Source organism: Ruegeria sp. BG11 (assembly GCF_056538565.1).
The window spans coordinates 25,785-40,897 of the sequence record NZ_JBQFTH010000010.1; the positions used below are offsets into that span (position 1 = coordinate 25,785).

Below are 15,113 nucleotides of genomic sequence, written 5' to 3' on the forward strand. Positions count from 1 at the left end.
TCGTCTCTGCGCCCCTACCTTTGGGGCGCGCTTGCGCATGTTCGTGCAGCTTAGGCCAGCGCTCTGGCGGCTACAATCTCAAAATGGCCCCGCACTTGGCGCGCGGGACGCGTTTTTTAGGCCTCTTCCGTATCCATCTTGGCACGGTTTTCGACGATCTCGTCGATGTGGCCCCAATCCTTGGCCTCTTCCGGACTCATGAAATTGTCACGATCCAGAGCCTTTTCAACAGCCTTCTTGGTCTGACCCGTGTGACGTACGTAGATGTCATACAAGCGATCTTTTAGCTTCTGCGTCTCGGCGGCATGGATCATGATATCGCTGGCCTGACCCTGATATCCGCCGCTGGGCTGGTGAACCATGATCCGGCTGTTGGGCAACGAAAAGCGCATGCCCGTCTCACCGCCGGCCAGCAGAACCGAGCCCATCGAGGCCGCCTGACCGATGACCAATGTGGAACATTTCGGCTTGATGTACTGCATTGTGTCGTAAATCGACAAACCGCTGGTCACCACGCCGCCGGGCGAGTTGATGTAGATCGAGATTTCCTTGTTCGGGTTTTCCGCCTCAAGATGCAACAACTGCGCGACGATCAGATGGCTCATCCCGTCGTGAATCGGACCGTTGATGAAGATGATCCGCTCTTTGAGCAGGCGCGAGAAAATGTCATAGGCGCGCTCCCCCCGGCTGGTCTGCTCAACGACCATGGGCACGAGCGTATTCATATAGGTGTCTACTGGATCGAACATTCGGAACCTGCCTGCTTTGCTATGGATCGGGACATTATCCCAACAAGAGTTACCCGAGTCTTAGTGTCGCCATTGGGGGGCTGCAAGGGGGGCCAGCAAGAACGACCTTGCAAACTGTTCGCAAGATATGGCGGCCCTTGTCTTTGGCTCACCTTGCACACAGGGCCGAAAACGGCGCTTTTTTGTTCACCGCTTCTTTGATCACAGTATTTTGATGCATGCATATGGGCGAAAAAGTGCAAAACAAGTAAATTGGATGTACTTATCCGGAACGAATTATATCTCTGGCTCCACCCACAGCGGGATAGTAAGGAACGAAGTTTAGATGGCACTACCCCAAGTAAACCAGGACACCCCTTTGGCAGAGCTTGACCACATGGTCGAAAACGCGTCGAGGGCGGCGAATTTTCTTAAGGCGATTAGCCACGAAGGGCGTCTGATGATCCTGTGCCATCTGGCGTCGGGCGAGAAATCTGTTACCGAGCTTGAGACCCTGTTGTCCGCTCGCCAAGCCGCCGTGTCGCAGCAATTGTCGCGCTTGCGGCTGGAGGGGCTGGTGACGCCCCGCCGCGACGGTAAAGCGATCTATTACCGACTGGCCGATGACAAGCCCCGTCGGATGCTGGAAACCGTATATGAGCTGTTCTGCAGCGAAAACACAGGGCACTAATAGTTTACCCGGCAGGCCGCAGGCGTAGACGCAGCGCGACCCCCGGTAAACCGCATAAGTGCTAGCCTCCTCAGTAAGATACTGCTACCGAAGGCCTGATCGAGCATGAAGGAGAAAAACATGATCCGCGCAATTCTGATTGGCCTGAGCCTGTTTGCACTGACCGCCTGTGAAACCGCCAAAGGCGCAGGTAAAGACATCGAAAAAGCGGGCGATGCGATCCAGAACGCAGCCTCGGACGTGCAGGAAAACCTCTGATTCATGCCTTCATCTTGCGGGCCGCAGGATGACGCACGCAATATATTGTTGATGCGGCGGGCTAAACTGAGTATTGTGTACGAACAGGTGCATAGACGCGGCATTGCATCATCTGACGTTAACACGGGGCTCTTTTGCACATGCGAAAGAGCCCCGTTCCCATTCTGAAGAGGGGTGGGTGGTAGCCTGCATGAAGCCAGCAAGGGAAAAGGCGTCAGGTGCGCAGACGCGGTCTTTGCATGCGCCCTTGCGGGCAACCCCTGACGCCTTACCCGGACGAAGTTTGTCCTAAGACCACTTCGAACCAGTTGCCCCGGCCCCCGAAGGAACCGCAGCCGCCGCCACAAACTCGAAAGTCGCCGCGACGCACAAAGTCCATTTGAGAAGATGATCCGTCGACCCAAGGCAAGAAGCCCCAACTCGATGCACCACCCACCGGTAAGTCCTTGCAAAATAACGCCAATCCTAAGATCAACATCTCCTGCGTAGACCCCCTTGGCCTTTGCATCCCGCCTTCTGATCCGAGGAACTCCAGCGGTGAAACCAATCTTGCATTGCACCCTCTATCGGGCAAGAAAATAGCACTGCAGCATGGAAATCAGACGGGGATAAGTTGTTGATATCTGCCGGGAGGGTACTGTGGATAACTCCGGATTTCTCGACAACCACGTAGGGTTATAATTGCAAAACTCTTTTCGCCAAACTCTGACCGGAATATTGCGATTTGCTGCAGGTGCAAACGGCAACAGACGATAAACTGATCGCAAATTGCAGGAACTGACAACGCCGCACCGTCCGCAGAACCGAATCGTTCGGACCGAAACGGGGCTAAGTTCCCTACTAAAAACATGCGCTGTCGAGCACATGTACAAGACGGTATTTAGAGTGAGGCTTGCGCCCGGTATTGGTTCTTAACCGACGCTTAAAAACGCCAGCCGTGCTGAAGTCGGTCTTGGAGGCAAAACAGATAAGTTCGCAAAAGATCGACTGGACAAATCCTCCCAGCAGAACTTGCGGCATATGGCGGATAGGATGCCATACTTCTAAAATGAAGCTTGGACCGGAAGGCGAATTTTTCACCGCGCGCGACTTCGCGCTGAAGGATCGCGAGATCCGAATACCCCGGGCCGAGGAACACCGCGTGTAAACCCGGCATATCATGGATCATGTCGCGAGCGGCGAAATCACCGTCCGGTCCGCCTCCTCCCTATGGAGACGAGTTTTCCGATATTGAGAAGCGTTCCGACCCGGACGGTTTACCTACTATTCTGTCGCAGTCAAAATCAGGCGACAGTCTGTACCCCCTACAGTCCGGCCGGACCGAAAACGCTTCAGTTCACCTGACGTTCCAGAACAGTGCTGTAGGTTGTTCCAGTCCGCAGGCTACGGAAATCCGCGTAAATTCGCCCATCCTCGTAGCGCGCGTCGATCAAAGCGTTTACGCCAATCGCTGGCTCGGCCGAGCTTTCGACGATCCCGATCTTTCCCGAGCCATCCTGGCTAATGGAACCGGTGGCCTCGTACATCGTCCAGTCATCCATGGCATTGCGACGCCACATACTCGGTCCCCAGAACACATTGTCGTTCTGAGCCTGAATTTCGAGCACCCATTCCGACTGGTTAAATCGCGGAGCATCGCCGGTAGCCGAATTCGACGGCGAAACTGTAGTCTGACTGGCCGTCCAAATACCGCGCAGATCAGGCGTGGTTTCGGCGGCAGCGGCAGCGCCAAGGGCTAGGCTCGTGGCCAGAGCGGCTGCTCCGGCAGTCATAAATCTGGTCATGGTCTCTTTCTCCCTGAAATCGGTGCCATCTCTGGCTGTGTTCAACAGATTGGGAGGAGTGTGATGGGTTACAACTTTCCTGAAGGAACCTTCATCAAGCGTTCATGCAGCGTTTGATCGCACAGCCCGCTTTCCGCTCTATACATCCGGCGTCTCACTCGGTAAGGAGAGCCCTTCAACGATCATCCGCGTACAAGACGCTCTGAGGGTGACCGCAGCATCCCAATGAGCCGAGCCATGAAACAGACACTTCAAGACGCCCTTGATCGCAAAGGGTATGACACGCTGACCCCTGTCCAAACCGCCGTATCAGCGCCCGACCTGCAAGGGCGCGACATGTTGGTTTCGGCACAGACCGGATCGGGGAAAACTATTGGCTTCGGCCTCGCCATCGCTCCGACCGTTCTGGGCGACGTGGATGTATTCGATACGGCGGGCGCGCCTTTGGCACTGGTCATCGCACCAACGCGCGAATTGGCGATGCAGGTCAAACGCGAACTGGCATGGCTCTATGCGGATGCAGGCGCGTTCATCGCGTCCTGTGTCGGCGGCATGGATATGCGAGACGAGCGGCGGGCGCTGGCGCGCGGCGCGCATATCGTGGTCGCAACGCCGGGCCGTCTCCGCGACCATATCATGCGCGAGTCGATTGACCTGACCGCCGTGCGCGCCGTAGTGCTGGACGAAGCCGACGAAATGCTCGACCTGGGCTTCCGCGAAGATCTTGAGTTCATTCTGGAACAAACCCCGTCTGAGCGTCAGACGCTGCTGTTTTCCGCGACGGTTCCCCGCGCCATCACCTCCCTCGCCGCCCGCTACCAACGCGATGCCGAGCGTGTCAGCACCGTCAGCGAGCGCACACAACATGCCGATATCGAATACCGCGCGATGAATGTGGCCCCGCGCGATGGTGAGAATGCAATCATCAACGTGCTGCGCTTCTATGAGGCCCCCAACGCCATCATCTTCTGCAACACCCGCGCCATGGTCAGCCGCCTGACGGCGCGGCTGTCGAATCGTGGATTCTCGGTCGTGGCCCTGTCCGGAGAGCTGACGCAGAGCGAACGTTCGAACGCGTTGCAAGCCATGCGCGACGGACGCGCCCGGGTCTGTGTGGCGACCGATGTGGCCGCGCGCGGCATCGACCTGCCGAATCTTGATCTGGTGATCCATGCGGAACTGCCGAACAGCCATGAAACGCTGCTGCACCGCTCGGGCCGAACCGGACGCGCCGGGCGGAAAGGCGTCAGCGCGCTGGTCATACCGCCTGCATCGTTCAAAAAGGCGCAACGCCTGCTGAAATTCGCCAAGCTGACAGCCGATTGGGGGTCTGCACCCTCGGCCGATGAGGTTCAGGCGCAGGACATGCAGCGGATGTTCAGCTCGGACGACTGGACCGTGGATGTCACCGAGGGCGAAAGCGCACTGGTTGATGATCTGGTCTCGCGCTTTTCACCGCAGCAACTCGCGGCGGCCTATCTGCGTCAATACGGGCGCAAGCATTCCGCCCCGGAGGAGCTGAGCGACGCACAAGATACCGCGCCAAAGCCGAACGTGCCTTTAGGACCGAGCGTGTGGTTTTCGCTGTCGGAGGGACACAACGAGAACGCATCGCCGCGCTATCTGCTGCCCATGTTGTGCAAGGCGGGCAAGATCACCAAAGACGATATCGGCGCGATCCGCATTGCCGACACCGAAAGCTATATCGAGATTCGCGAAAGCAGCGTTGAAGGTTTCCTGAAGGCCATTGGCCCGGAGATGACGGTCGAAGGTACCAAGACCCTGGTGCAACTGGACGCGCCGCCCGCCCTTTCCGGTGGTGGCCGCAAAGGTCCCAAGCGCGACTTCAAAGGCAAGAAGCGCCCCGAACGCCCGGCCCGCGCGGCTGAGCCTCAGCCCGCAAAACCGCGCCGAAAACCGGCCGAGAAGCCAAAACCCGAAACGCGGCCCAAACGAGATGAGGCCCCTTCGGGCGATCAGCAAAAGAAGCCCGCGCGCCGTCCGAAAGGCCCGCCTCCACCCAGAGGCAAGCCAAGCAGCAAGAAAAACCGCGCGCGGGCGGCTGCGATGAAGGGTGGCAACGCGATGCCCAAGCGGAAAAAGTAGACCGCCCTAGCGCCCGCGACAGGTTGTGCAAGCGAAGAAATTTATTTTCTTCGCCACACCATATATTGACAACATGTCGCCACCAGCCCCAATATGGTGTTGCTTCGGTTCTTTCGATTCCTGTTGAAAGCTAAGAGGGAAACCGGTGAAAAACCGGCGCTGCCCCCGCAACTGTAAGCGGAGAGTTCGGCTGAATACGCCACTGAAAGCGTGCTTTTGGGAAGGCCAGTCCGAACATCAATCCGCGAGCCAGGAGACCTGCCGTAAGCAAAGAAAGAGAACCGCGAACGGAGGGTTCGGGGGCGTGTTCAGGGGGCATTTTGCCCGCAGCGTCCTCGGCATTCATTAAAAGGACAGAGGACGACATGAGCATTACCGTATATTCCAAACCCGCATGCGTACAATGCACCGCCACCACCCGCGCGCTGGATGCAAAAGGCATCACCTATGACGTCATCGACCTGACCCAGGACGACAGCGCCATGATCCATGTGACCGAGCTGGGCTATCGTCAGGCCCCTGTCGTTGTGGCGGGCAGTGATCACTGGTCGGGTTTCCGCCCGGACATGATCGCCCAACTGGCCTGAACCATGGCCGCGCCGATCCCGGCGCTGGTCTATTTCTCATCGAAATCCGGAAACACCCACCGCTTTGTCTCGCGGCTGGGCCTGACTTCTTTCCGCATTCCGAATGGAACGGACCCGTTGCCTGACCCCGGACACTCCTACGTGCTGATCAGCCCCACCTATGCCGATGGCGAAGGGCGCGGAGCGGTTCCGAAACAGGTGATCCGGTTTCTGAACGACCCGGACAGACGCGCCGGGATCGTTGGAGTGATCGGCACAGGCAACCGCAATTTCGGTGCGACCTACGCTTTGGCCGGTCGCATCATCGCCCAGAAATGCAACGTACCGCTGCTCTATACGTTTGAGCTGGCCGGAACAGAGACCGACATCGCCCGCGTCCGCGCCGGGCTGGAAAAACTAGGGAGACACCTATGCTCGACAGCAGCGTAAACGAGCAGGACTATCACGCGTTGAACGCGATGCTGAACCTCTACGATGGTGAGGGGAAGATCCGGTTCGATGCCGACCGTATGGCCGCGCGGCAGTATTTCCTGCAGCACGTCAACCAGAACACCGTGTTCTTCCACTCGCTGGATGAAAAGCTGGGATATCTGGTGTCCGAGGGCTACTATGAAGAGGCTGTTCTGGACCAGTATTCCAAGAACTTCATGCGGAAGATCTGGGATGCGGCCTATGCCAAGAAGTTCCGGTTCCCGACCTTTCTGGGCGCATTCAAATATTACACCTCATATACGCTGAAAACCCGTGACGGGCAGCGGTTCCTGGAACGCTATGAAGACCGCGTCGTCATGACCGCGCTGGCGCTGGCGCGCGGCGATGAGGCACTGGCCCTGTCCTTCATGGAAGAAATCCTCGACGGCCGTTTCCAGCCTGCGACGCCCACCTTCCTGAACGCGGGCAAAGCCTCACGCGGGGAGTTGATCTCATGCTTCCTGCTGCGGCTTGAGGACAACATGGAGAGCATCGGGCGCGGCATCAACTCGGCCCTGCAACTGTCCAAACGCGGTGGAGGTGTAGCGCTGCTGCTGACCAACATCCGCGAGCACGGCGCACCGATTAAGGGCATTGAGAACCAATCCTCCGGCGTGATCCCGGTGATGAAACTGCTGGAAGACAGCTTCTCCTACGCCAATCAGCTTGGCGCGCGGCAAGGTGCGGGTGCGGTGTATCTGAACGCGCACCACCCGGACATCATACGCTTCCTCGACACCAAACGCGAAAACGCCGATGAGAAAATCCGTATCAAAACGCTGAGCCTTGGCGTGGTGATCCCCGACATCACTTTCGAGTTGGCGAAGAAAAACGCTGATATGTACCTGTTCTCGCCCCATGACGTAGAAAAGGTCTATGGCGTGCCGTTCTCGGAAATCTCGGTAACCGAGAAATATCACGAGATGGTCGATGACAAGCGCATCCGTAAATCCAAGGTCAATGCGCGTGAATTCTTCCAGACCATCGCCGAGATTCAGTTCGAATCCGGTTACCCCTACGTGATGTTCGAAGACACGGTGAACCGGATGAACCCCATTGCGGGCCGGATCAACATGTCGAACCTGTGTTCCGAGATTTTGCAGGTCAATGAAGCGTCCGAATTTAACGATGACCTCAGCTATGCGCATCTAGGCACGGATATCTCCTGCAACCTCGGCTCGCTGAATATTGCCAAGACGATGGATGGCGGTGATTTGGGCCGCACTGTTGGCGCTGCGATCCGCGCGCTGACGGCGGTGTCCGAAATGTCGGCAATCGACTCGGTGCCGTCGGTGCGTCGGGGCAATGATGAAAGTCACGCGATTGGTCTGGGGCAGATGAACCTGCACGGGTTCCTCGCGCGCGAACATATCCACTATGGCTCGCCTGAGGGTATCGAGTTCACATCCGTGTATTTCGCGACCGTGGCCTATCACGCGATCCGCACCTCCTGCGAACTGGCGCAGGAACGCAAGGCGTCGTTTAAGGGGTTCGAGACCTCCGACTACGCCTCGGGCACATTCTTCGACAAATACACCACCCGTGACTGGCTTCCCGAAAGCGATCGGGTGAAGGCTCTGTTCGATGACATGACCCTGCCCACACGCGACGACTGGGCAGCATTGAAGGCAGATGTGGTGAAACACGGCCTCTATAACCGCAACCTTCAGGCGGTGCCGCCCACCGGTTCGATCAGCTATATCAACAACTCGACCTCTTCGATTCACCCCATCGTCTCGAAGATCGAAATCCGCAAAGAGGGCAAGATCGGCCGCGTCTACTATCCGGCGGCTTTCATGAACAATGACAACCTCGAATACTACCGCGATGCCTATGAGATCGGCCCCGAGGCTCTGATCGACACCTATGCCGCGGCGACCGAGCATGTGGATCAGGGGCTGTCGCTGACCCTGTTCTTCCCGGCCGAGGCCACGACCCGCGATATCAACCGCGCGCAAATCTACGCGTGGAAGAAAGGTATCAAAACCATTTATTACGTGCGTCTGCGCCAGGAGGCCCTTGAAGGGACCGAGGTGCAGGGCTGCGTATCCTGCTCGCTGTAAGGGGAAACGATATGAAAGACATGATCCAAACCAAGATCCCCCGCGCCATCAACTGGAACCGGCTGGAGGATGACAAAGACCTTGAGGTCTGGAACCGCCTGACGGTCAACTTCTGGCTGCCCGAGAAGGTGCCGCTGTCAAACGATATCCAAAGCTGGGCGACGCTGACGGATCACGAAAAACAACTGACCATCCGCGTCTTCACTGGCCTGACCCTGCTGGACACGATTCAGAACACGGTCGGTGCCCCTGCTCTGATGCCGGATGCCGTCACTCCGCATGAAGAGGCCGTACTGACCAACATCGCCTTTATGGAGGCGATACATGCGCGCAGCTATTCCTCGATCTTCTCGACGCTCTGTTCGACCAAAGAGATCGAAGAGGCGTTCCGCTGGTCCGAAGAAAACCCGCATCTGCAGGCCAAGGCCGAGGTAATCCTGAACACATACGCTCCGGGCAACGATCCGCTGAAACGTAAGATCGCGTCGGTGTTTCTGGAAAGCTTCCTGTTCTATTCCGGCTTCTATCTGCCAATGTACTGGTCCAGCCGCGCCAAGCTGACCAACACCGCCGACCTGATCCGCCTGATCATCCGGGATGAGGCCGTGCATGGCTATTACATCGGCTACAAGTTCCAGCGCGGCTACGAGACGCTGTCCGAAGCCGAACAGCAGGAGTTGAAGGACTATGCCTTTGGCTTGATGTTCGAGCTTTACGGGATCGAGAACCAGTATACCGAGGAACTCTATGATGAGCTCGGCCTGACCGAGGACGTAAAAGTCTTCCTCCACTACAACGCTAACAAGGCGCTGCAGAACCTTGGATTCGAGGCCCTGTTCCCACCGGAAGTTTCCGAAGTGAATCCGGCTATCCTGGCTGCCCTCAGCCCGGATAGCGAGAACCACGATTTCTTCTCGGGCTCCGGCTCCTCCTATGTCATCGGCAAGGCTGTAGCGACCGAGGACGAAGATTGGGATTTCTGATGGCAAAGGACACTCTGACCATCGTTCGGGACTGGCACGAAGCCTTTGACGTGCCGGTCGTGGACGCACCCGCAATCCCCGAGACGCGCGCGCAGATGCGGTTGGCGATCCTCGAAGAGGAAGTTGCGGAGCTGCGCACAGCGGTCGAGGATCGCAATCTGGTCGAGGTGCTGGATGCCCTGTGCGACATCCAATACGTGCTGGACGGCACCTTTCTGGAATTCGGCCTTCACAGTGTCAAACAAGCTGCGATGGAGGGAGTCCACGCCTCGAACATGTCCAAGCTGGGCGCCGATGGGAAACCGGTTCTGCGCGAAGATGGCAAAGTGCTGAAAGGTCCGGCCTTCCGCCGGCCCGACCTCGCCCGCATCCTTGAGGATGGCTAACACAGCCTTGATTGGGACGAATAGCGATCGGTGCAAATGAACAGGGCGGGGAAATCCCCGCCCCTTTTCACGTCAAATGATCTTCAACCGGATCAGCTGCAGTTCAACGGCACCGCAAAGCCTGAGCTGCGATCGGATGAGCCCTTGCTGTAGACATCGCCTGCAGGCAGGCAACCGGTAAAGCGTTCGGTCTCTCTGCCAAACGCCGCCCCCACAGAGTTATCGACCCGAGTGCTGTTTGAGCGAGTCCGAACGACTCCGAATAGGGTACCGTTCACATTCACCGTGCTCAGATACAGGTTCTGGCTGCTTCCCGATAGCTCCACCGCGTTTGCAGGCGACTGACCGCCATTTTCGATTGCCACACCGGCAATCTTATCGATCCCGACCTTGTCGGACAGGACCGAGACAGTCGGCAATTCCGCAAGCTCGGCCGGGACATTGGTCGCTGGCGGTAAGAAGGCGACGGCTCCCGGAACATCGGACACCGTGCGCGGTTCACCATCAATCCCGGTGAACCCGACACCTTGGCGATTGAAGGGGTCTTCACAAGCCGCGAGGGTCAAAACGGCGATTGTCGGTAGCAAGATTTTTTTCATGACGGTCAACATTTTGTGGCGATTTGCTAAACCGTAGCGGTAGCGAGATGCAAAAAGCAAGCCGCGGCAGGTGCGAAGGGGCCTGGCGCTGATGCGTCCCTGCAACGGACCTGTTCCTTTCACACGGCGAAGCCAGCGTTCGCGTCAAAAAGAAAAAGGGCTCTGACAACTCAGAGCCCTTTTCAAAATGTCCAATTGGAACGGCAGATTACTTGATCTTGCCTTCCTTGTACTCGACATGTTTCCGAACGACCGGGTCGTATTTACGAATAGTCATTTTCTCGGTCATCGTACGCGCGTTTTTCTTGGTCACGTAGAAGTGGCCCGTGCCCGCGGTCGAGTTCAGGCGGATCTTGATTGTCGTCGGCTTCGCCATGGTTATCTCCTGCGTCCGAAAAGGCAGGGCCTTCCGGTTGAATTCCTATGAGCGTGCGCTTTTACCCCGTCGCGCGCCCGAGTCAACCGGATTCCGCAAGTGAGGTGCACAAAAGCTGAGTTGCACGCTTGCACCGGATTTGGCGCAATCACGCTTTCGTGATATGGTCGCGCAATTCGGAAGACCCAAAAGCCGGCGCCAAGCCCGGCCTTCGAGGCATCCATATCAGGCTCGACCCTAAAACGGCAGATTACGTTTAAGCGTGTTTGGGGGTTAATCATGACAGAATGGAAACTGCAGGCCGAAGAACTGGCCAATTGTAACTGCAACTTCGGCTGCCCATGCCAGTTCAGTGTTCTACCCACCCATGGCAATTGCGAAGCCGTCGTCGTGTTCGATATTGAATCCGGCCACTACGGCGACACAGATCTTGCCGGTGTGCGGGCAGCAGGCGTGTATCACTGGCCCGGCCCAATCCATGAAGGCAATGGCCAGATGCAGTTGATCATCGACGAAAGCGCCTCTGCCGATCAGCGCGTTGCGTTGCAGGCGATCATGTCCGGCGAAGACACCGATGAAATGGCGACCATGTGGTACGTGTTCAGCGCGATGGCACCCAAGAAACACGAAACTCTGTTCGTTCCGATCGAACTGAACTGGAGCCGCGAGGATCGGACCGGCTATGCGAAAGTGACCGGTGTGTTCGATGTGAAAGTCAGACCGATCCCCAATATCGTAACAGGCGATCCGCATCGAGCGGCGTTCCATCTGCCCAACGGGTTCGAATATCGCACCGCCGAGGCGGCCTCGGGCTCAGCCCAGACCACGGGCGCGGCGATCAGCCTGGCCTTTGATGCGACCCACGCGCATCTGGCGCATCTCAACATCTCGGGACATGGGGTTCTGGGCGCTTAGGCAGGGTGTCCAATGACTGAATCCCCACCACCGAGCCATTTGGTCGATCGGGTGCTTCGGCATGACCGTGGCGTTGTTCTGGTCTGTGTCGCGCTGATCATTCTAGCCGCCTCGTGGTACACGATTGCCGGGATCGGCATGAACATGACCGCTGTGGACATGACCCGGATGGCCCGCCCGATTGGCAACCCAATGCAGATGGCGACCGAGGTGCATTGGACGGCAGCTTATGCCGTGCTGATCTTCCTAATGTGGTGGGTGATGATGATCGCGATGATGACGCCCAGCGCCGCCCCCACTGTTCTGCTGTTCATGGCTTTGAAACGGGTCGGGCCGGATAAGGACAATACGGCGCGGCTAAGCCTGTTTTTTCTGGCCGGTTATCTGGTGGCCTGGGCTTTCTTCAGTGTGCTGGCGACCGGCGCACAATGGCTGCTGGAAGTTGTTGGCCTGTCCGATGGCCCGATGATGACCATCCGCTCTCGGACGGCGGCCGGGTGTGTTATGATCGCAGCGGGGCTGTACCAACTGTCCAGCCTCAAAACCGCCTGTCTGCGCCACTGCCGTAGTCCGGCGCGTTTTTTAGCCGATCACAACAGACCCTACGCCCATGGCGCATTCCGCACCGGCGCGCTGCACGGAGCTTATTGTCTCGGCTGCTGCTGGGCCCTGATGCTGCTGCTGTTCGTAGGTGGAGTGATGAACCTCTACTGGATCGTCGGCGTCGCCGTTTACGTCGCGTTGGAGAAGCTGATGCCGCGCGCCATGTGGCTGGTGCCTGCAACCGGTGCGACGCTGATCATTCTTGGCGTCTGGCTGGTGGCCGTGCCTTAGCGCACGCCTCGGATCGGATTTCAGGCCAAAGGACCGGCCCAATCAAAGGTCCCTCAACTTCAGTCAGGAGGCATCCATGTCTATTTTTATCACCTATGCATCCTATTCACAGAAAGGCGCGAAGGGGATGGTCGGCAAACCATCCGATCGGACGGACGCCGTCAAAGCGCTGTTGAAGAAGGTCGGTGCCAAGCTTTTGGCCTTCTACATCACCACGGGGGATAACGACGTGGTGGTCATCAGCGAAGCACCAGACGAGACGGACGCAGTTGCGGTGGGCATGGCGGTCGCCGCCTCGGGCGCTGTATCCAATATAGAAACCGTAAGGGCTTGGAAAGCCAAGGACTTCGTGGCGGTTCAGAAGAAAGCTGCGAAACTGGTCGGGGCCTATACGCCGCCCGGAAACTGACAATAGGATATGCGCGGAGGGCCTGTAAGCCGGATCTTGTTCCAGGGTCGCCCCCTTCGATGACCATTCCTCTAGGCCGCGCATTGCTGCGCGGCTCAAGCTGCCAACCCGGTCCCTCTCGGCCAAGACGCGCTTAGCGGTGGTATCGGCAGACGCCGACCATCCCGCGCGGGGACCCTATTTGGCATTGCTCCCGGTGGGGCTTGCCGTGCCGCCGCTGTTGCCAGCGGCGCGGTGGGCTCTTACCCCACCGTTTCACCCTTACCTTTGACCGAAGCCGCAGGCGGTCTGATTTCTGTGGCGCTTTCCGTCGGGTTGCCCCGCCCGGGCGTTACCCGGCACCGTTGCCTTGTGGAGTCCGGACTTTCCTCTCGGGTCTTGCGACCCCAGCGGCCATCCGGCCCTCCGCGCAGAGGGTTGGGTATGCTGTGTTCTCGGTCGCGTCAAGAGTGGACGGGACGGAGGAAGGGGCCAGCCCCTTCTTGGCCTGCAGCCAATTCATCCCCGGGATATTTTTGGCCAGATGAAGAGCGGATCAGGTTGTGCGTGGGGCCGGGCTGAGTGCCTTGAAATCGGCTGGGGAGAGCGGACCGGTGCCCCAAGGGCGGTATCGAAGGCGGATGGCAGCCAGAAGCGTCTCGTTCGGGACATCGGCAGTGAAACCTGCGGCGCGGGCCAGTGTGCGGAAGTTGTCGCACGTGATGTCTGCCGGGGCGGTTTGGGTTCCGCGTGCGGCGGCCAAACCCTGACGTTCGAGCCGCTGCCAGTCGAACTTTGATCCGGGGTCGCTTTTTCGGCCGGGGGCCATGTCAGAATGGCCAATCACGCCCTCGGGCGGAATCGCCCAGCGCGACATGATCTGAGGCAGGAGGGTTTCCAGTGTTGCCAATTGCAAATTCGAGAAAGGGTGTGCTCCGGTGTTATCCAGTTCGATCCCGATGGAGCGCGAGTTGATGTCGGTCTGACCGTGCCACTCGCCCGCACCGGCGTGCCATGCACGGTCCTCTTCGCGCACCATCTGCCAGAGCATACCGTCAGAACCAATCAGGTAATGCGCCGATACCTCGGCTTGTGGGTCACAGAGGCGCTCCAGCGCAGCCTGAGCGCTATCCATCGCGGTGTAGTGCAGGACAATCAGCGTCGGCGTCAGGCCGTCGCGGCGAGGGCCGAAATTCGGGGATGGGTGCCAGATCGGCGCAGGCTTAGTTGTTGATGGCACTGCGGAACGGGCTCGGGTCCCAGCTGCAGGCATAGCCGTCGCCATCCGGGTCCAGTCCTTTGCGGTCGCGTTGTGGCCCTCCGTTCGACAGGAAGGCGATCTGGGCCTGATCTGGCGAGGGGAATTGCGCGCAGTTGCGCTGTGCTTTGGCCTGCAGGTTGAACCCCGCGCGGCTGTAAAGTTGGGTGCCCACCGGGTTGGATGTGCTGAGCGCGTATTGCACGATGTTGGGCTGGCCGTCGCTGCCGCGCTCAGGAACGACCGTGGGGGCGACCACTTCGTAGGTCTGGCGGTTCTGTTCGATACGGGCAGCGTCGGATTCGATGCTGCGGCGCTCGGACACGGCTCCGAAATCCTGTTCATCGGAGATACCGGTATTGTTGGGCACGGGAGTGACCTTTGGCTGCGCCGAAGTGCTGGCCAAAGCCGCCGCCGTCTGATTGGCAATATCGGCATTGGCACCGGTCGCAACTGGCAGGTTCGACGCCGAACCCTGTGCACCTAGGGCCTGCTCCGAAACATCCACCGGGGCAAGCAGTGGGTTTACGACGTTCCCCTGCCCGGACAGTTGAGCCTCACGCTGGGCCTGATACTCGGGCGTGTTGAAACCGGTTCCGCCAATCGGTGTGACCGTATCACAGGCGGCGATCAGCGAGATCGCCGCGATGAGGGGCAAAGAGCGCATGCTGCGCCTCCGTGTCTGA

17 protein-coding genes, 1 other RNA gene and 1 riboswitch are annotated in these 15,113 nt (G+C 58.5%); of the genes, 11 read left to right on the forward strand and 7 right to left on the reverse strand.

Features of this window, described 5'->3' with window-relative positions; genetic code table 11:
• Positions 1-116 precede the first annotated feature (116 nt).
• Positions 117-749: an ATP-dependent Clp protease proteolytic subunit gene (locus tag ACR0JF_RS16255; RefSeq protein WP_170662077.1), complete on the reverse strand. Its 633-nt coding sequence runs from the start codon at positions 747-749 to the stop codon at positions 117-119.
• A gap of 325 nt (positions 750-1,074) precedes the next feature.
• On the opposite strand from ACR0JF_RS16255, the gene ACR0JF_RS16260 reads away from it, so the two are divergent.
• The gene (locus ACR0JF_RS16260) at positions 1,075-1,419 is read left to right on the forward strand and encodes a metalloregulator ArsR/SmtB family transcription factor (RefSeq protein WP_170662079.1); all 345 of its coding nucleotides are present in this window, start codon (positions 1,075-1,077) and stop codon (positions 1,417-1,419) included.
• A 120-nt stretch (positions 1,420-1,539) separates the two neighbouring features.
• Positions 1,540-1,677: an entericidin A/B family lipoprotein gene (locus tag ACR0JF_RS16265; protein WP_170374868.1), complete on the forward strand. Its 138-nt coding sequence runs from the start codon at positions 1,540-1,542 to the stop codon at positions 1,675-1,677.
• Between the two features lie 1,331 nt (positions 1,678-3,008).
• Here the strand turns inward: ACR0JF_RS16265 and ACR0JF_RS16270 are convergent.
• On the reverse strand, positions 3,009-3,461 hold the full coding sequence (locus ACR0JF_RS16270; RefSeq protein ID WP_170662081.1) for a hypothetical protein: 453 nt from the start codon (positions 3,459-3,461) through the stop codon (positions 3,009-3,011).
• Positions 3,462-3,698: 237 nt separating this feature from the next.
• Here ACR0JF_RS16270 and ACR0JF_RS16275 point away from each other — a divergent pair, with 237 nt between their 5' ends.
• From ACR0JF_RS16275 to ACR0JF_RS16300, 6 genes are all read left to right on the forward strand, one after another.
• Positions 3,699-5,567 (forward strand): DEAD/DEAH box helicase, encoded by a 1,869-nt coding sequence (locus ACR0JF_RS16275; RefSeq protein ID WP_170662083.1) that lies wholly within the window; start codon positions 3,699-3,701, stop codon positions 5,565-5,567.
• An 88-nt stretch (positions 5,568-5,655) separates the two neighbouring features.
• A riboswitch (cobalamin riboswitch) is annotated at positions 5,656-5,847 on the forward strand.
• Between the two features lie 85 nt (positions 5,848-5,932).
• Positions 5,933-6,154 carry a glutaredoxin-like protein NrdH gene (gene nrdH, locus ACR0JF_RS16280; RefSeq protein WP_170662085.1) on the forward strand — a complete coding sequence of 74 codons (222 nt, stop codon included), beginning with the start codon at positions 5,933-5,935 and terminating at the stop codon, positions 6,152-6,154.
• Positions 6,155-6,169: 15 nt separating this feature from the next.
• Positions 6,170-6,583, forward strand: a complete 414-nt coding sequence (gene nrdI / locus ACR0JF_RS16285) for a class Ib ribonucleoside-diphosphate reductase assembly flavoprotein NrdI (RefSeq protein ID WP_170662344.1) — start codon at positions 6,170-6,172, stop codon at positions 6,581-6,583.
• Positions 6,565-8,688, forward strand: a complete 2,124-nt coding sequence (gene nrdE / locus ACR0JF_RS16290) for a class 1b ribonucleoside-diphosphate reductase subunit alpha (protein WP_170662087.1) — start codon at positions 6,565-6,567, stop codon at positions 8,686-8,688. Before nrdI ends, nrdE begins: the two co-directional genes overlap by 19 nt.
• An 11-nt stretch (positions 8,689-8,699) precedes the next feature.
• On the forward strand, positions 8,700-9,671 hold the full coding sequence (gene nrdF / locus ACR0JF_RS16295; protein ID WP_170662089.1) for a class 1b ribonucleoside-diphosphate reductase subunit beta: 972 nt from the start codon (positions 8,700-8,702) through the stop codon (positions 9,669-9,671).
• Positions 9,671-10,057 (forward strand): pyrophosphohydrolase domain-containing protein, encoded by a 387-nt coding sequence (locus tag ACR0JF_RS16300; protein ID WP_480669552.1) that lies wholly within the window; start codon positions 9,671-9,673, stop codon positions 10,055-10,057. Before nrdF ends, ACR0JF_RS16300 begins: the two co-directional genes overlap by 1 nt.
• Before the next feature lie 92 nt (positions 10,058-10,149).
• Here ACR0JF_RS16300 and ACR0JF_RS16305 read toward each other — a convergent pair whose 3' ends face one another.
• Positions 10,150-10,656 carry a hypothetical protein gene (locus ACR0JF_RS16305; RefSeq protein WP_170374852.1) on the reverse strand — a complete coding sequence of 169 codons (507 nt, stop codon included), beginning with the start codon at positions 10,654-10,656 and terminating at the stop codon, positions 10,150-10,152.
• A gap of 208 nt (positions 10,657-10,864) precedes the next feature.
• A complete protein-coding gene (rpmG, locus tag ACR0JF_RS16310) occupies positions 10,865-11,032 on the reverse strand; it encodes a 50S ribosomal protein L33 (RefSeq protein ID WP_037309480.1) in 168 nt (55 codons plus the stop codon).
• 279 nt (positions 11,033-11,311) lie between these two features.
• On the opposite strand from rpmG, the gene ACR0JF_RS16315 reads away from it, so the two are divergent.
• From ACR0JF_RS16315 to ACR0JF_RS16325, 3 genes are all read left to right on the forward strand, one after another.
• Positions 11,312-11,947, forward strand: coding sequence for a DUF1326 domain-containing protein (locus ACR0JF_RS16315; RefSeq protein WP_170662093.1), 636 nt, complete (start codon positions 11,312-11,314; stop codon positions 11,945-11,947).
• Positions 11,948-11,959: 12 nt separating this feature from the next.
• Positions 11,960-12,781, forward strand: coding sequence for a DUF2182 domain-containing protein (locus tag ACR0JF_RS16320; RefSeq protein ID WP_170662095.1), 822 nt, complete (start codon positions 11,960-11,962; stop codon positions 12,779-12,781).
• 76 nt (positions 12,782-12,857) lie between these two features.
• The gene (locus ACR0JF_RS16325) at positions 12,858-13,190 is read left to right on the forward strand and encodes a GYD domain-containing protein (RefSeq protein WP_170662097.1); all 333 of its coding nucleotides are present in this window, start codon (positions 12,858-12,860) and stop codon (positions 13,188-13,190) included.
• Between the two features lie 9 nt (positions 13,191-13,199).
• Here ACR0JF_RS16325 and rnpB read toward each other — a convergent pair.
• The 3 genes from rnpB to ACR0JF_RS16340 all read right to left on the reverse strand — a co-directional run bounded on the left by rnpB (position 13,200) and on the right by ACR0JF_RS16340 (position 15,094).
• Positions 13,200-13,599: RNase P RNA component class A (gene rnpB, locus ACR0JF_RS16330), an RNA gene on the reverse strand.
• A gap of 126 nt (positions 13,600-13,725) precedes the next feature.
• Complete coding sequence (locus tag ACR0JF_RS16335; protein WP_480669553.1) at positions 13,726-14,409, reverse strand: N-acetylmuramoyl-L-alanine amidase; 684 nt, start codon at positions 14,407-14,409, stop codon at positions 13,726-13,728.
• A complete protein-coding gene (locus tag ACR0JF_RS16340; protein ID WP_170662102.1) occupies positions 14,393-15,094 on the reverse strand; it encodes a hypothetical protein in 702 nt (233 codons plus the stop codon). Before ACR0JF_RS16340 ends, ACR0JF_RS16335 begins: the two co-directional genes overlap by 17 nt.
• Positions 15,095-15,113: the final 19 nt, after the last annotated feature.